The sequence below is a fragment of the Streptomyces sp. NPDC002306 genome (assembly GCF_053593435.1).
Window position 1 is genome coordinate 110842 of record NZ_JBSFCK010000020.1, and the last position, 16332, is coordinate 127173.

14 protein-coding genes are annotated in these 16332 nt (G+C 72.9%); 9 read left to right on the forward strand and 5 right to left on the reverse strand.

Annotation, left to right across the window (positions count from 1 at the left end):
- The first annotated feature begins 80 nt into the window (after nucleotides 1–80).
- The 5 genes from ACWCQK_RS29815 to ACWCQK_RS29835 all read left to right on the forward strand — a co-directional run bounded on the left by ACWCQK_RS29815 (nucleotide 81) and on the right by ACWCQK_RS29835 (nucleotide 5297).
- Complete coding sequence (locus tag ACWCQK_RS29815) at nucleotides 81–833, forward strand: GntR family transcriptional regulator (protein ID WP_451160127.1); 753 nt, start codon at nucleotides 81–83, stop codon at nucleotides 831–833.
- A 294-nt stretch (nucleotides 834–1127) separates the two neighbouring features.
- The gene (locus ACWCQK_RS29820; protein WP_451160129.1) at nucleotides 1128–1322 is read left to right on the forward strand and encodes an SPOR domain-containing protein; all 195 of its coding nucleotides are present in this window, start codon (nucleotides 1128–1130) and stop codon (nucleotides 1320–1322) included.
- Between the two features lie 29 nt (nucleotides 1323–1351).
- Nucleotides 1352–1762 carry a (deoxy)nucleoside triphosphate pyrophosphohydrolase gene (locus tag ACWCQK_RS29825; protein WP_451160131.1) on the forward strand — a complete coding sequence of 137 codons (411 nt, stop codon included), beginning with the start codon at nucleotides 1352–1354 and terminating at the stop codon, nucleotides 1760–1762.
- 99 nt (nucleotides 1763–1861) lie between these two features.
- A complete protein-coding gene (locus ACWCQK_RS29830; RefSeq protein ID WP_451160133.1) occupies nucleotides 1862–2290 on the forward strand; it encodes an ATP-binding protein in 429 nt (142 codons plus the stop codon).
- 394 nt (nucleotides 2291–2684) lie between these two features.
- Nucleotides 2685–5297: a SpoIIE family protein phosphatase gene (locus tag ACWCQK_RS29835; RefSeq protein ID WP_451160135.1), complete on the forward strand. Its 2613-nt coding sequence runs from the start codon at nucleotides 2685–2687 to the stop codon at nucleotides 5295–5297.
- Nucleotides 5298–5315: 18 nt separating this feature from the next.
- On the opposite strand, the gene ACWCQK_RS29840 is transcribed toward ACWCQK_RS29835, so the two are convergent.
- A complete protein-coding gene (locus tag ACWCQK_RS29840) occupies nucleotides 5316–7112 on the reverse strand; it encodes a hypothetical protein (protein ID WP_451160137.1) in 1797 nt (598 codons plus the stop codon).
- A gap of 95 nt (nucleotides 7113–7207) precedes the next feature.
- Between ACWCQK_RS29840 and ACWCQK_RS29845 the strand changes: the two genes are divergently transcribed.
- Genes ACWCQK_RS29845 through ACWCQK_RS29855 form a run of 3 tightly spaced genes read left to right on the forward strand, consistent with a single transcriptional unit; the run spans nucleotide 7208 to nucleotide 9749 of the window.
- Nucleotides 7208–8443, forward strand: a complete 1236-nt coding sequence (locus ACWCQK_RS29845; protein WP_451160139.1) for a hypothetical protein — start codon at nucleotides 7208–7210, stop codon at nucleotides 8441–8443.
- Nucleotides 8440–9429, forward strand: coding sequence for a phosphotransferase family protein (locus ACWCQK_RS29850; RefSeq protein ID WP_451160141.1), 990 nt, complete (start codon nucleotides 8440–8442; stop codon nucleotides 9427–9429). The genes ACWCQK_RS29845 and ACWCQK_RS29850 overlap by 4 nt, the downstream gene beginning before the upstream one ends.
- 5 nt (nucleotides 9430–9434) lie before the next feature.
- Nucleotides 9435–9749: a hypothetical protein gene (locus ACWCQK_RS29855; protein ID WP_451160143.1), complete on the forward strand. Its 315-nt coding sequence runs from the start codon at nucleotides 9435–9437 to the stop codon at nucleotides 9747–9749.
- On the opposite strand, the gene ACWCQK_RS29860 is transcribed toward ACWCQK_RS29855, so the two are convergent.
- The 4 genes from ACWCQK_RS29860 to ACWCQK_RS29875 are packed head-to-tail and all read right to left on the reverse strand — an operon-like array spanning nucleotide 9730 to nucleotide 13589.
- Nucleotides 9730–10500 carry a succinate dehydrogenase/fumarate reductase iron-sulfur subunit gene (locus tag ACWCQK_RS29860; protein ID WP_451160145.1) on the reverse strand — a complete coding sequence of 257 codons (771 nt, stop codon included), beginning with the start codon at nucleotides 10498–10500 and terminating at the stop codon, nucleotides 9730–9732. The two genes, ACWCQK_RS29855 and ACWCQK_RS29860, sit on opposite strands and share 20 nt — an antisense overlap.
- Nucleotides 10497–12443: a fumarate reductase/succinate dehydrogenase flavoprotein subunit gene (locus ACWCQK_RS29865; protein ID WP_451160147.1), complete on the reverse strand. Its 1947-nt coding sequence runs from the start codon at nucleotides 12441–12443 to the stop codon at nucleotides 10497–10499. Before ACWCQK_RS29865 ends, ACWCQK_RS29860 begins: the two co-directional genes overlap by 4 nt.
- A 16-nt stretch (nucleotides 12444–12459) precedes the next feature.
- A complete protein-coding gene (locus ACWCQK_RS29870; RefSeq protein ID WP_451160149.1) occupies nucleotides 12460–13281 on the reverse strand; it encodes a hypothetical protein in 822 nt (273 codons plus the stop codon).
- A 20-nt stretch (nucleotides 13282–13301) separates the two neighbouring features.
- On the reverse strand, nucleotides 13302–13589 hold the full coding sequence (locus ACWCQK_RS29875; RefSeq protein WP_451160151.1) for a hypothetical protein: 288 nt from the start codon (nucleotides 13587–13589) through the stop codon (nucleotides 13302–13304).
- A 336-nt stretch (nucleotides 13590–13925) separates the two neighbouring features.
- Between ACWCQK_RS29875 and ACWCQK_RS29880 the strand changes: the two genes are divergently transcribed.
- The gene (locus ACWCQK_RS29880; protein ID WP_451160153.1) at nucleotides 13926–16148 is read left to right on the forward strand and encodes an ABC transporter family substrate-binding protein; all 2223 of its coding nucleotides are present in this window, start codon (nucleotides 13926–13928) and stop codon (nucleotides 16146–16148) included.
- Nucleotides 16149–16332: the final 184 nt, after the last annotated feature.

Genomic DNA, 16332 nt, shown 5'->3' on the forward strand with positions numbered 1-16332 from the left:
GATTCTCTGGCCTTCGCTTGCACAGGACAACCCACGGTTGCCAGGCTGTCGCTGTCTGTACAACCTGATGGGAGCGGCCAGTGACTTTCGGTGAGCAGCCGGCGTACCTGCGCGTCGCGGGTGATCTCCGCAAGAAGATCGTCGACGGTTCACTGCCACCGCACACCCGGCTCCCCTCGCAGGCGAGGATCCGCGAGGAGTACGGCGTCTCGGACACCGTGGCGCTGGAGGCGCGCAAGGTGCTGATGGCCGAGGGGCTGGTCGAGGGCCGCTCCGGTTCCGGGACGTACGTGCGTGAGCGGCCCGTGCCGCGCCGGATCGCCCGCTCCGGCTTCCGGCCGGACGGCGGGGCCACGCCGTTCCGCCAGGAGCAGGCCGACCTCGACACGCGCGGCACCTGGGAGTCGAACAGCGCGCAGGCGGAGGCGAGCGGCGCGGTCGCCGAGCGGCTCGGCATCAAGCGCGGCGACCGCGTGATGTGCACGCGGTACGTGTTCCGGGAGGCCGGCGAGGCGATGATGCTCTCCACCTCCTGGGAGCCGCTCGCGGTGACCGGCCGCACGCCGGTGATGCTGCCCGAGGAGGGCCCCCTCGGCGGTATGGGCGTGGTCGAGCGGATGCGCGCCATCGACGTCATCGTGGACAACGTCACCGAGGAGGTCGGCGCCCGCCCCGGACTCGCCGAGGAACTCCTCGCGCTGGGCGGGGTGCCCGGCCATGTCGTCCTCGTCGTCCAGCGCACGTACTACGCCTCGGGGCGCCCGGTGGAGACGGCCGACGTGGTCGTCCCGGCCGACCGCTACCGGGTCGCGTACCACCTCCCCGTGAAGTAGCGCACCACCCCTGGGCAGTTGACCCCGGACCGTCCTCAACCGGAGGCGCCGGGCGAGCCGTTGGTTTCCGGTCGTTCTCGCAGGTCCCCAGCGTGTGCCGGGCGTGCCGCCGACCGGTTGCACCGCAGCGTCCGCACGGCGCGTTCGTCGACGTGCGCCCCCTCCGTACTGGCTGGTTGCGTACCTCTTTGTGAAAAGCCGTATTCGCTGCGTAAAGGTTAGGCGTAGGGTCGGGCATATGCGGATTGCGGTTTCGTCAGCGGGCGGGGCGTGGGCGGGATGTGGAGGGGTGCGATGAACGACGGCAGCACGATCGCTCTTCCCTGGCTCGTCATACGGCAGGACGACAACGGCAATCGCTATCGCGTGGGGCGGTACGCGACCCGGGCCGAGGCGGAGAAGATCGCCGACAGCCTCGATAGCCGCGGCCACAAGCAGCTCTACTGGGTCGAGCGGATCGGACAGCACGGGGACGTCACCCGCAACTGACCCGCGTTCCGCTCCCGTAGGCTCCGGGCATGACGGATCGGATCGTGGTGGTGGGAGCCGCCCTGCTCGACGACGGCCGACTGCTCGCCGCGCGCCGCAGCGCGCCTCCCGAACTGGCCGGGCGCTGGGAGCTGCCCGGCGGCAAGGTCGAACCGGGCGAGACGCCCGACGCGGCCCTTGTGCGCGAGCTGCGCGAGGAACTCGGCGTCGAGGCCGAGGCCGTCGAGCGCGTCCCGGGGGAGTGGCCCCTGCGGCCGCCGTACGTCCTGCGGGTGTGGACCGCCCGGCTGCGCGCCGGCTCCGCCGCTCCGCGGCCCCTCCAGGACCACGACGCGCTGCGCTGGCTCACTCCCGCCGAGATCTGGGACGTGAACTGGCTGGACCAGGACGTGCCCGCCGTGCGGGAGGCGCTCGCGCGCCTCGGCGCGGGCGCGGGCTGAAATCCTCGTACGCCGTTCGTGCCACAGTGCGCCCGGGAGGGCGGTACTGTGCCCCGGATATCGGGTATGTGCCCATTAACCCCACGAAACCGGACATGGGTGAACTCGCTGGCCTGGGAAGTGATCGGCGTGATCGACACCGAAGGCGAACGCGCCGAGTGGACCTTTCCCGCCGACCCCGGCGCTGTGCGCGCCGCGCGCAGGGTCGTCCGGGAGCGGCTGCGCGGCTGGGACCTCGACTGTGTCGGTGACATCACGGCCCTGCTGGTCAGTGAGCTGGTGACCAACTCCCTCAGTCACGCCGCCGGGCCCATCGGCGTCCGCCTCGTCCGTCCCGCCGGCCTGCACAAGGTGCTGCTGGTGGAGGTCTCCGACCCGCTGCCCGACCCGCCCCGTGAGCGCGTCGCCCGCCCCGAGGACGAGAGCGGCCGCGGACTCCAGCTGGTGGCGTCCTCCTCCCGCCGCTGGGGCACCCGTCCCGGGGGCGCGGGCAAGACGGTGTGGTTCGAACTCGCGGTACCGGAGTGAGCCGGTTCACCGGAGTGAGCCGGTTCACCGGAGGGGAGCCAGTTCCGCCCGAGTGATCCGGAATGATCCCGGGTGATTCCCGAGCCGCTCGCGAGTGGCCCCCGAGAGGCTCTCGGGCGATTTGGGTTGATATGCCCATCCGGCCCGGCCTGTACGGACATCCTCGTCCTGTCGACCGGCCGGTTTACGCCGGTGATGATCCCCGGCGGGCGTGGTTCGACGGCGTGTTCCCTGGTTAGAAGACTGGAAGTGTTGTCACGGAAGGGTCTGAAAAGAACCTGGACCGTGCTGTGATCGTGAACACCGTGTCGTGCGGCACCGTAGTGCTGGATACTGCGGGCAGCCGCCCCTGGTGACCGGTGCCGGGCGCGGTGAGCTGGAGGGGACGGTTCGCGTGAGCGAGATACCAGCGAAGGCCACGGAGTCGGATGACCCGTCGGGCGGCGCTAGGGCTGAGGCCGTGGCTGCCGCTGCCCATGGCGAGGCGCCGTCCGGGGATGCCCTGTGGCAGGTCAGCCCGCCCGGCTCGATGTACGACTACATCCGGGTCGCGTCCTTCTCCATCGGCTCCGACGGGTTCGTGGAGCAGTGGAGCCTGCGTGCCGAGCAGATATTCGGTATCCCCGCCGAGCGTGCCGTCGGCATGGATCCCATCGAGGCGTTCATCGACCCCGACCTGCGGGCGCGGGGGCAGCGCAAGATGGCCGAGATCCTCGACGGCCGGGAGTGGACCGGGGTGGTCCCCTTCCGGATGCCGGAGACCGTCACCGGTGAACGGGGCGAGGAGGGACTCGCCGAGGTCTACGTGATGCCGACGCGGACGGCGGAGGGCGACAAGGCGGCCGTCTGCATCGTCGTCGACGTCCGCACGCTCCGCAGCATCGAGACCGACCTCGCCGCCTCGCAGGCGATTTTCGGTCAATCTCCCTTCGGCTTCCTGCTGATCGACGCCGAACTGCGGGTACGCCGCGCCAACGAGCGCTTCGCGTCCATCTTCGGCGGCACCCCCGACGACCACCGCGGCCACGGAGTCCACGACTATCTGCCGCGCGGTGAGGCGGAACGGGTCTCGGCGACCCTGCGGCGCGTCCTGGAGACCGGCGACTCCATCACGGACATGCACGTCACCGGTCATGTGCCGGGCTCCGACGAGCGTCGGCACTGGTCCATCAACCTCTACCGCGTGCACAGCGGCAGCGGCCGCCCGATCGGCATCGCCTGGCTCGGCACCGACATCACCGCCCGCCGCGCCGCCGCCCGCGAGGCCGCCGCCGCCCGACGTAATCTCGCCCTTCTCAACGAGGCCGGGGCCCGCATCGGCAACTCCCTCGACCTGGAGACCACCGCCCGCGAACTCCTCGACGTCGTCGTACCCGGCTTCTGCGACCTCGCCACCGTGGACCTCTACCAGGGGCTGCTGGCCGGCGACGAGACCCCGCCGGGCCTCGCCGACGGCAGCGCCGAACTGCGCCGGGTGGCCTTCGCCAGTGCCGTCTCCGACGCCCCGTTCGCGGACACCGCCAACCCCGTCGCGGTCGGCGCGGTCCACCACTACCCCTTCAACTCCCCGTGCGCGGACGCCCTGCGCACCGCCCGTCCGCAGCACATCCCGGGCGAGGAGGGCGGCCTGGTGCAGTCCACGCTCGCCGTTCCGATGGTCGCCCACGACACGGTCGTGGGACTGGTCCAGTTCGCCCGTACGAAGGGCAGCGAGCCGTTCGGGGAGCGCGACCGGGACCTGGCCGTGGAGTTGGCGGCGCGGGCCGCCGTCTGCATCGACAACGCCCGCCTGTACCGCCGCGAGCACGAACGGGCGCTGATACTGCAACGGTCCCTGCTCCCGCCCGGCGACCCGGTCGCCTCCGGCCTCGACATCGCCTGCCGCTACCTTCCGGGCATCGCCTCCACCGGCCGGCCCAGCGAGGTCGGCGGCGACTGGTTCGACGTCATCGAACTCCCCGGCCACCGCACGGCGCTGGTGGTGGGCGACGTGATGGGCCGCGGCCTGCGCGCGGCGGTGGCGATGGGCGAACTCCGCACCGCCGTACGCACCCTGGCCCTGCTCGACCTGGAACCCGCCGAGGTGCTCTCGGCGTTGGACGAGATCGCGCGCGGCCTCGGCACCCCCGGCGGTGTCCAGCAGGCCACCCGTGCCGCCCGCCGCCCCCGCGAGGCCGACCTCTCCGAGGTGTACCTCGCGACGTGTATCTACGCGGTCTACGACTCCGTGACCCGCCGCTGCACCTTCGCCAACGCGGGCCATCTGCCGCCCGTCCTGGTCGAACCGGGCGAGGCGGCCCTGATGCTCGACGTGCCGCCCGGCATGCCGCTCGGCGTCGGCGGGGAGCCCTTCGAGGAGGTGGAGGTCGAACTGCCCGAGGGCGCCCTGCTGGCGCTCTACACGGATGGACTGGTCGAATCCCGCGACCACCCCCTCGACGAGGGCCTCCAGGCGTTCGTGGGGGCGCTCACGGACCCCACCCGGCCCCTCGAGGACGTCTGCGACCACGTCCTGCACACCCTCGACACCCACCACGGCGAGGACGACATCGCGCTGCTGATGGCCCGCGTCCAGGGACTGCCCGCCGAGTCCGTCGGCGACTGGACGCTGCCGCGCGAGCCGCGCAGCGTCGGCCGGGCCCGTGAGTACGCGCGCGGCCAGCTGCTCAGCTGGGACCTGGAGCCCCTGGTCGACACCACGGAACTCCTCGTCAGCGAGCTGGTCACCAACGCGCTGCGTTACGGCGAGGGCGAGATCAGGCTGCGCCTGCTGCTCGACCGCACCCTGGTGTGCGAGGTCTGGGACTCCGGCCTGGTCCAGCCCCGGCGCCGGCGCGCCCGCGACACCGACGAGGGTGGCCGTGGCCTCCAGCTCGTCGGCCTGCTCTCCGCCGCGTGGGGCTCCCGCCGTACCCCGCGCGGGAAGACGGTGTGGTTCGAACTCCCGCTCCCCGACGGGGAGACCGGGCTGATGGATCCGGCGGAGGCGTTGCTGAGCCTGTTCTGACGCCGGGCCGCGCGGCGGTCAGGCCGGCGCGGCCCCCCGGCGGCCGCGGGTACGGGGGCCGCCGAAGCCCGACGGGGTGCCGTCGGGCGGGGCACCGTCCAGCAGGACACCACCGAGGACCGCCCCGGCGAGACCGCTCTGGTGCGCGACGGCCCGGTCGTGCGGGTTGCCGTGCGTGCGTACGTCCTGCTCGGCGAGGTGGCGGGCCTGCCGGGACAGATCGTCGGCTGCCAGAAGGTCGGCGGTGGCCGGGTCGCCGGTGCCGTAGAGGTCCGTGGTGGCCGGGTCGCCGGTCGGCAACAGGTCCGCGGTGGTCGGATCCGCGGTGGTCGGCTCCGCGATGGTCAGGTCGTGGGCCGTGAGGGGGCCTGTGGCGGCCGGGTCGCCGGTCGTGAGGGCGCCCGTGGGGGTCGGGCTCGTCAAGGTCGGGGCCGCGGAGGCCGACCGGTCCGCCGCGGCCAGGTGGCGTCGTGCCGCCGCCAGCCGGGTGCGGGCCTCGGCGCCCACCGCGCCCCGGTGCGTCGCGACGAAGCCGCCCGCCCCGGCCGTGGCGTCCCGCGCGACGAGCGACGCGGCGGCCGCGAGTACTCCGGCCCGACCGGCCCCCAGCGGGGCGGTCGCCCGCACGACCCGGCGCAACAGGTCCAGCGGGTCGTACGGCCGCCGTGCGGTGACCTCCTGGCGTATGGAGTCCAGTACGGCGTCCGCGTGCAGCAGCCGCGACCTCAGGCCGCCGACGGCCGCCCCGGGCTCCGCCACCGACCTCGTCGTCCGCGCCCGCGCCGGCGCGAGGGCCGCCTCGGCCCCCGTGAGCGCGGCCGGGAGCCACTGCGCGGCCGTCGCCAGGTCGGTCGCGAGGCGGTGCACCTCGTCCACGAACACCGCCGCCTGCGCCACCGCGCCCTCGGCGGCCCGCAGATGCGCGGCCGCGCGTCCGGGCTCGCCGCGGTCGGCCGACTGCCGGGCCCGGTTGAGGCGGCTGGTGACGAACACCAGCCGGTCCTTGGCCTGTTCGACATATCCCGTGACCCCGGCGGCCGCGCCCGGCCCGTACCGGACGGCCAGCCCGGCGAGCGTCGTCTCCGCCGCCCCGGTACGGCCCGCCAGCTCCCGGAACCGCGCCTCCGCGAGCTCCAGCGCCGTGCCGGTCCCGAGACCGGGACCGCGCAGCCGGTCGAACCCGGCCGCCTCCGCGTCCAGCCGCCGTCCGGCCTCCGCGCACCGCCCGGCGATCCCCGCGAGCGTGTGCCGCCGGGCCTCCTCCTGCGCCGGTACGCCCTCGTCGTAGCGCTGCCGCATGGCGAAGGCGGCGGCCAGTTCGGCCTCCGCCTCCCGTACCGCCCGCGCGTAGGGCTGCGCCGGTTCCGTGCCGGACAGGGCCGCCGCGAAGGCGAGTTCCTCCCGGCTGGTGCGTACGCAGTCGTCCGCCTCGACGAGCGACTGCCGTGCCCGCTCGTCCAGTTCGGCCAGCGGCGCCAGGTGCGGGCCGGCCGGTAGGCCGCCGGGGGTCGTCCGGGTGCGGGCCCGCCGGGTGCGCCGTACGTAGCCGTATCCCGCGACCACGCCCGCCGCGCCCACCGCGGCCAGCGGCAGGACGAGATCGACGGCGGAGGCACCGTCGTCCTCGGGCGCGGCGGCGGCGCAGGAGGTCGCCCCGGGGTCGGTGATCGCAACCGGAGTGTCGTTCCCCGTCGTCATCCCTGGCAACACCAGCCACACGAGCCCGATCACACCGCCCAGCGCGGTGTGCGCCACCCGCACGGATATGTGCGAGGTCGCACTCCGCGGCCGGCCCCGGAACAAGGATGACGTCACATTTGGGAGCGTATGGCCGCGAATGCGGGCACGCGAGTGGTGTGCGTCCGAGACGGGGCGGGTGAGGCGGACAGAGCCAGGAGGGGAAGACGGGTATGGAACGCGCCGAGCACGCGGAGGCGGACCGGGAGGCCGGGAGGGACACGGGGACGGACAGCGGCGGGGGGACGGATACGGAGACCGCCACCGCGCCGAACGCCGAGACCGAGCCGAAAGGGACCCCAGCCCCAGCCCCGGACCCGGACCCGGACCCGGACCCAGCCCCGGAGCAGGCCCCGGGAGAGGCCGTGGAGCCCGCCCCCGCCGGTGGGCGGCCCCGCCGTCCCCTCCGCTGGGCGGTGCGCGGCGCGCTCGGGCTCGTCCTGCTCCTGCTGCTGCCCCTGCTCGCCGCCGAGACCGCCCTGCGCCTGAACTACGCGGGCGACCCCGCCGACGGCACGTACACCCGCGGCCGTGACGCGATCTGGCTCGGCCACGCCTGGGTCGACGGACGCAAGCGGGACGCCGACGTCACGGCCCTGGCCCGCCGCCTCGACGGCACCGGCATCCGCGACCTCTACGTCCACGCGGGGCCCCTGGAGCATGACGGCACGCTCCCCGAGTCGGCCTACGCGAAGGCGGGTTGGCTCGTCTCCGCGGTGCGTCGCGAGATCCCCGGCGTCCGCGTACAGGCCTGGCTGGGCGACAAGCTGGCCACCGAGGAGCCCGACGGCATGCACCTGGAGCGCGCCGCGACCCGCGCCGCGATCGTCGGGTCCACCCGCGAGATCCTCGCCGCCGGATTCGGCGGCGTCCACTTCGACCTGGAGCCGCTGCACTCCGGCGACGGCCACTACCTCGACCTCCTCGACTCCCTGCACGCGGTCACCGCCGCCGCCGGGGTCCCGCTGTCGGTCGCCTCCCACCAGATCGACCCGCTGCCGGGCTTCCACTCCTTCTGGGGCACGGTCGCCGGGCACCCGAAGTGGTGGTCGCAGGAGTTCTTCGGGCAGGTCGCCCGCCGCGTCGACCAGATCGCCGTCATGTCGTACGACACCATGCAGCCGCTGCCGAGCACCTACGGCGGCTACGTCGCCCAGCAGACCTCCCTCGCCCTGGAGGTCACCCCGCCCACCACCGACCTGCTGATGGGCCTGCCGTTCTTCCACGAGGACCGCTTCGGCCACCGCGCGTCCGCCGAGACCGTCCCCGCCGCCGTCCGGGGGGTCCGCCTGGGCCTGTCCCGCACGGACGCGGACCGCGCCCGCTTCGGCGTCGCCCTGTACGTGGACTTCGCGGCGACGGAGGACGACTGGTCGGCCTACCGGGAGGACTGGGTGGACGGCGCATGACCGGCACCCGCGCGTTCCTGACCCGCGCCGATCTCGCGCCCCTCGCCCGCGCCGCGCTCGGCCCGGACCGCACCCTCACCGCCGTCGCGCGCCTGCGCGGCGGCACCAAGAAGGGCGTCTACCGCCTGACCTTCGACGACGCCACGACGGCGGTCGCCTACGTCTGGGCCCCGGGCGAGGACTACTGGGATGAGCCGGGGGCCGACCCCCGTGACCCCTTCTCGCACGCCTCCGGCCTCGGCCTCTTCACCGCCTCCCACGACCGCCTGACCGCGCTCGGCGTCCGCACTCCGCGCCTGCTCCTCGCCGACGCCGACCGCCGCTTCCTCGCGGCGGACGCGGCCGTCGTCGAGGATCTCCCCGGCGACACCCTGGAGGAGGCGCTCCGGCGTGACCCGAGGGCGGCGGCGCCGGTCCTGGACCGCCTCGCCGAGGCGCTGGTGGCGATGCGCGGCTGCGCGGCCCCGGGCTTCGGGAAGGTCGCCCTCGTGGACGGCGGAGGCGTCTCCCGCGGCGACTCGTGCGAGGAGCGCGTCGCCGGGCGCGCGCTGGCGGACATCGCGGAGATCGCCGTACGGGAGCCGGGGGCCGCGGCCGCCCGCGAGGCGTTCGAGGACGCGGTCCGCGCCTTGGCCGGCGGCATCGCGCCCCGCGCCCGCCACACCCTGGTCCACGGTGAACTCGGCCCGGACCACGTCCTGGTGACGCCGGACGGCGAGCCCGCCCTGATCGACATCGAGGGCCTGATGTACTTCGACGCCGAGTGGGAACACGTCTTCCTCGCCCTGCGCCTCGGCCCGCACTACGACGCCCTGCGCGCCCCTGACCTCGACGAACCCCGCCTGCGCCTGTACCGTCTGGCCCTGCATCTCAGCCTGGTCGCCGGGCCGTTGCGCCTGCTCGACGGGGACTTCCCCGAGCCGGGCCCGATGCGGGCGATCGCCGAGTACAACCTGGCCCGGGCTCTCGCCCTCGTGGGACGATGACCGTCATGTACATGTTCCTGTTGGTGCTGGGCGTGCTGATCGTGGTGCTGGGCGTGGTCCTCGGCGTCGTGACCCTCACGACCGGCTGGGTACCGCGCGGGGCCAGGCGCCGTGTCGTGCGGCCGGAACTGTCGGGGTACGGCACCCTGCTGGGCGCGGTCGGGTTCGGCCTGTTCGACTTCCTGGGCCCGCTCGGCGAGTCGCACGGATACCTTCCGCTCCTCGGCATAGCGATCTTCCTGACCGGATCCGGGCTTCAGATCGCGTCCCAGCACCCCGGCCGCATCCCCCCGGCGGACGTCACGAAGGACGTCGCCTGATCTTCGACCCCAGCCACACCAGCGGGTCGTACTTGCGGTCGACCGCCCGCTCCTTCAGCGGGATCAGCGCGTTGTCCGTGATCTTGATGCCCTCGGGGCACACCTCCGTGCAGCACTTGGTGATGTTGCAGTAGCCGAGGCCGTGTTCGTCCTGGGCCGTGCGTTTGCGGTCCAGGCCGGTGTCGTCGGCCGCGTCCAGCGGGTGCATGTCCAGCTCCGCGACCCGCATCAGGAAGCGCGGCCCGGCGAACGCCGTCTTGTTCTCCTCGTGGTCGCGCACGACATGGCAGGTGTCCTGGCACAGGAAGCACTCGATGCACTTGCGGAACTCCTGCGAGCGGTCCACGTCCTCCTGCCGCATGCGGTACTCGCCGGGGCCGAGTCCGGCCGGCGGCACGAAGGCGGGAACCTCCCTGGCCTTCTGGTAGTTGAAGCCCACATCGGTCACCAGGTCCCGGATCACGGGGAAGGCGCGCAGCGGCGTGACGGTGATCGTCTCGTCCCGGGTGAACACCGACATCCGGGTCATGCACATCAGCCGGGGCCGCCCGTTGATCTCCGCCGAGCACGAGCCGCACTTGCCCGCCTTGCAGTTCCAGCGGACGGCGAGGTCGGGGGCCTGGGTGGCCTGGAGGCGGTGGATGATGTCGAGGACGACCTCGCCGTCGTTCACCTCGATCGCGAAGTCCTCCAGGCCGCCGCCCTTGATGTCCCCGCGCCACACCTTGAAGCGGGCCTCATAGCTGCTCACTCGTACAGCTCCTCTTCGGCGAGGTACTTGACCAGCTCCTCCTTGTCGAAGAGGGCGAGCAGGTCCGGGCGGATGGGTTGCGTGGTCTCGCGGGTGAGGTCGATCTGGCCGCTGACCGGATCGGTCGCCGCCAGACCTCCCGTCGGGTCGGCCAGCCGGCAGATCAGGTTGACGCGGCGCCACCCCCGGTCCATCGTCGGGTGGTCCTCGCGGGTGTGCCCGCCACGGGACTCGGTGCGCTCCAGCGCGGCCCGCGCCACGCATTCGCTGACCAGCAGCATGTTGCGCAGGTCCAGGGCGAGGTGCCAGCCGGGGTTGAACTGGCGGTGGCCCTCCACACCGGCCCGCCGGGCCCGGGCCCGAAGCCCGGCCAGCTTCTCCAGGGCCTGTTCCATCTCCGCCTCGCGGCGGATGATGCCGACCAGGTCGTTCATGGTCTGCTGGAGTTCCTGGTGCAGGGTGTACGGGTTCTCCGGCGGATACCCGTCCCCCTCGCCCGGCGCCGGTCCCTCCGCCGAGAACGGCCGCAGCGCCTCCGCCGCCGCCGTGTCGATCTGGACGTCGTCGACCGGCGGTCGCCCGCCGGCGAGCCCGCTCGCGTACTCGGCCGCGTGCCGGCCCGCCCGGCGTCCGAACACCAGCAGGTCGGACAGGGAGTTGCCGCCGAGCCGGTTGGAGCCGTGCATGCCGCCCGCGACCTCCCCGGCCGCGTACAGGCCCGGCACCCCGCGCGCGGCGGCCGTCTCGGAGTCGACCGCGATGCCGCCCATCACGTAGTGACAGGTGGGGCCGACCTCCATCGCCTCGGCCGTGATGTCGACGTCGGCCAGCTCCTTGAACTGGTGGTACATGGACGGCAGCCGGCGCCGGATGACCTCGGCGGGCATCCGCGTCGACACGTCGAGGAAGACGCCGCCGTGCGGGGAGCCGCGACCCGCCTTCACCTCGGAGTTGATGGCGCGGGCGACCTCGTCACGGGGGAGCAGTTCGGGTGGGCGCCGGTTGTGGTCGGGGTCCTCGTACCAGCGGTCGCCCTCGTCCTCGGACTGCGCGTACTTCTCCTTGAAGACGTCGGGGATGTAGTCGAACATGAACCGCTTGCCCTCGGAGTTCCTGAGCACCCCGCCGTCGCCGCGCACCGACTCGGTGACGAGGATGCCCTTCACCGATGGCGGCCAGACCATGCCGGTCGGGTGGAACTGCACGAACTCCATGTTCAGCAGCGGCGCCCCGGCCAGCAGGGCCAGCGCGTGCCCGTCCCCGGTGTACTCCCACGAGTTGGACGTCACCTTGAAGGACTTGCCGATGCCGCCGGTCGCGATCACCACCGAGGGGGCCTGGAGGACGAAGAAGCGGCCGGACTCGCGCTCGTAGGCGAACACCCCGCCCACCCGGCCGTCGGCGTCCTTCAGGACCCGGGTGACCGTGCACTCCTGGAAGACCTTGAGGCGGCTCTCGTAGTCGCCCGTCTCGCGGTGGTCCTCCTGCTGGAGGGCGACGATCTTCTGCTGGAGGGTCCGGATCAGCTCCAGGCCCGTACGGTCGCCGACGTGGGCGAGGCGCGGGTACTCGTGGCCGCCGAAGTTGCGCTGGGAGATCCGGCCGTCCTTCGTACGGTCGAACAGGGCGCCCCAGGTCTCCAGCTCCCAGACCCGGTCCGGCGCCTCCTGCGCGTGCAGCTCGGCCATCCGCCACTGGTTGAGGAACTTCCCGCCGCGCATGGTGTCGCGGAAGTGGACCTGCCAGTTGTCGTGCTCGTTGGCGTTGGCCATCGCCGCAGCGATGCCGCCCTCGGCCATCACCGTGTGCGCCTTGCCGAACAGCGACTTGCAGATGACGGCCGTACGGGCGCCGCGCTCGCGCGCCTCGATGGCGGCGCGCAGTCCGGCGCCACCGGCCCCGACCACGACGACGTCCCACTCCTGCCGGTCGACCACGGACATCAATAGGCCCCACTCGTTAGAAGAAGCGCGGATCGTCGAACACGCCGGACGCGACGAGGTACACGTAGAAGTCGGCGAGCGCCACGCTCACCAGTGACGCCCACGCCAGCAGCATGTGCCGGGCGTTCAGCCGCCCCACGAACTGCCACATCCGGTAGCGCACGGGATGCCGGGAGAAGTGTTTGAGCTTGCCGCCGACGATGTGCCGGCAGGAGTGGCAGGACAGGGTGTACGCCCAGATCAGCGTGATGTTGGCCAGGAAGACCAGGGTGCCCAGACCCATGTGGCCCCACCGGTAGTGCTCGTCGCGGAAGGACAGCACGGTGTCGTAGGTCAGGATCCCGGCGACGACGATCGCCGCGTAGAAGAAGTACCGGTGGATGTTCTGCAGGATCAGTGGGAAGCGGGTCTCGCCCGTGTACGTCCGGTGCGGCTCGGCGACCGCGCAGGCCGGCGGAGACGCCCAGAAGCCCCGGTAGTAGGCCTTGCGGTAGTAGTAGCAGGTCAGCCGGAAGCCGAGCGGGAAGATCAGGATGATGATCGCGGGCGACAGGGCCCACCAGCTGCCGAAGAGGTCGGCGTTGGGGCCCGCGCGCATGGTCCGGCAGTTCTCCGCCAGGCACGGCGAGTAGAACGGCGAGACGTAGGGCGCGGCGTAGTAGTGCGCGTTCGCGAAGGCCCGCCAGGTCGAGTACGCGATGAAGGCGAGCAGTCCGGCGGCGGTGGCGGCGGGTGCCAGCCACCACCGGTCGGTCCGCAGGTGCGCGGTGTCGATCGCGGCGCGCGTCGCGGACCGTACGCCGCCGCTGTTCGGGCGAGGTTCCGTACCAGTGGCCAACTCAGGACTCCCGGTCGGGTTCAGGGGGCGTGTCGGTCACGGGCGCCGAGTCCCTCGTCGTCCGAGTCCGTCCACAGGGAGATGTCGTAGGGCGTGTCGGAGATGGTGACGAGTTCGGGTGTGCGGGGCGCCGTACCGGCGGCCGTCGCGCGCAGCAGCGCGACGCTCTCGCGCAGGTGGTCGGCGTCCGCGCGGACGCGGCGCATGTCCAGACCGCCGCTGCCGAGCTGTTGCTCCAGGCGGCCCACCGACCGGTACAGGTCGTCGAGACAGCGCTGGACCGATGTCAGGTCGTCGTGCACGGACATGACATGACCTCACTTCCACGGGCCGGATGGCCTTGGGTGGCGTCGTTCATGCGCCTGCGAGTGTTGCGCGTCACACCGTCCGGTGTGAAGGCGTGTGCAGCGATTGGCGGATTGCATGCCTCCCGTGCGCACTCGTGTGCGCTCCGTGCGCGCCGGGGTTCGCGCATTGCGCCGCACGGGTGGGCTTCCGGGTCGCGACCGCCGTGTCGCCCCGGACTGCTGAACCCTTTCCTCTTCAGTGGGTCCATAGATCTGATCAACTCCAAAATACCGCCAAACGTGATCAGACCCCCACTCATGTCACCGGTGGGAGCGGCTCCCCGGAGGTACCCAGAGATGTCCTACGACGGCCTCGGACCGCGCGCGGTCATGCGCTCGGTCGCCTTCCTCACCGCGGGCGCGCTCGCGGTCCCCCTGCTCGCCGCGTGCAGTTCCGAGGACGAGGCGAGCAAGCCGCTGGCCGGGCAGGATGTCGCGCCGGCCGCGCGCCCCCTGGTGGCCGACAGCGGCACCCTGCGCTGGGCCGTGGACTCCGTGCCCGAGACGCTCAACGCCTTCCAGTCGGACGCCGACGCGACCACCACCCGGGTCGCCCAGGCCGTCCTGCCGTCGATGTTCCGGCTGGACGTGAACGGCCGCCCGCAGCGCAACCCGGACTACCTGGAGTCCGCCAAGGTCGTCGAGACCGAGCCCAAGCAGACCGTGCTGTACCGGCTCAACCAGCAGGCCGTCTGGAGCGACGGCCGCGAGATCGGCGCCGCCGACTTCGCCGCCCAGTGGCGCGCCCTGTCCGGCAAGGACACCGCGTACTGGACCGCCCGCAACGCCGGCTACGACCGCATCGAGAAGATCGAACGCGGCGACAACGACCTGGAGGTCCGGGTCACCTTCGCCCGGCCGTACGCGGACTGGCGCTCGCTCTTCTCGCCCCTGTACCCGAAGGACGTCATGGGCACCCCGGACGCCTTCAACGACGCGGCCCGGCGCGGCCTGAAGGTGACCGCCGGGCCCTTCGCCGTCCAGGCGGTCGACCACAAGACCAAGCAGGTCACCCTCGTCCGCAACGCCCGCTGGTGGGGGCATCCGGCCAAGCTGTCCGAGATCGTGCTCGCCGCCGTGCCGCGCGACAAGCGGGCCGACGCGCTGGCCGACGGCACGGTGGACCTGGCCGACATCACCGGCGCCGACGCCCGGCGCATTTCCGGCGCCGCCACGGACACGGGAGCGGGCGCACCGCTCCAGGGCCCCGCCGCCGGCCGGACCGCGGCCAAGGCGCTGCGCTCCTGGGCCCTGCTGCACGGCACCGACGCGGACGCCGCCGACGACGAGCTGGACGCCCGCAAGAAGCTGACCAAGGCCATCGCGAGGTGGCAGGCCCAGCAGGACGGGCTGCGCGACGTCGAGATCCGCAGGTCCCTGGAACCGGCCTACACCCAGCTCGCCCTCAACGGCGCCGAGGGCCCCCTGGCCGACGAACGCGTCCGCCGGGCCGTCGCCCGCGCCATCGACCGCCGGGAGCTGGCCAAGCTCGTCCTCAAGCCGCTGGGCCTGCCCACCGCGCTGGTCGGCAGCCACCTCGCCCTCTCCGGCCAGGACGCCTACAGCGACAGCAGCGGCGCGCTCGGCGGCCAGGACACGGCGGAGGCGCAGGCGCTGCTCGCGGACGCCGGCTGGGTGTCTGGCGGCCCGCTCAAGGAGCAGAAGACGGCCGAGAAGGCGGCCGGGGCCGAGGGGAAGAAGGCCGACGACGAGTCCGAGGGCGGCGACGACGGCGAGTACATCGTCGGCGAGGACAACAAGGCGCACCGGGGGGCCGGCCGGGAGCAGCGGCGGGACCACCAGCAACAGCACGACGCCGGTGACGAGGGGCCCCGCCACCTCGCGCAGGACGGCAGGCAGTACGCCGACAAACACCTGCGGCAGGGCGGCGCGCCCGGCGCGTACGCCCCGAAGGGCACCGCCGCCCCGGCGGGCGCCGCGGCCGCGCCGCTGGCCAAGGACGGCAAGCCGCTCACGCTCCGCTTCGTGCTCCCCTCCGGATCCGGCTCCGAGTCGCTGCGCAGCGTCGGCGACCACATCTCCCGCATGCTGGAGCGGGTCGGCATCCACACGGAGATCACCAAGGTCCCCGACGACAGCTACTTCAAGGACCACATCGCCTCCGGCCAGTACGACCTGGCCCTGTACTCCTGGCCCGCCACCGCCTACCCGGCCACCGACGCCCGCCCCATCTTCGCCAAGCCGGTCCCGGCCGCCGACGGCTCGCTGACCGTCGAGCAGAACTACACCCGGGTCGGCACCGACCAGGTGGACCAGCTCTTCGACCAGGCGATCGCGACGCTGGACGAGGAGGAGGGGCGCGCGCTGATCCAGAAGGCGGACTCGCGGATCTGGGCGACGGCCGGATCCATCCCGCTGTACCAGCGCCCCCAGCTCACGGCGGTGCGCAAGAACGTCGTGAACGCCGGCGCCTTCGGTTTCCAGACCCCCGTCTACGAGGACATGGGCTTCCTGAAGAAGGGGGCGACCCTCCCGACGGCGGGCGCCTCCGGGAACTAGCACCGGACGTCGACGAAGACCGGCCGGCGCCCCCGCAGCACGCGGGGCGCCGGCCGGCCGCCGTTGCGGCGCCGGAAAGGCTGACCGGGGCTGGGCGGCGATGCCCGGGCGCGCCCCAGCCGCCGCGGGCCCCTACCAGGGGGGGGATCGGGAGAGGGGCGGGGAGGGGAAGAGGGTGGTGTTA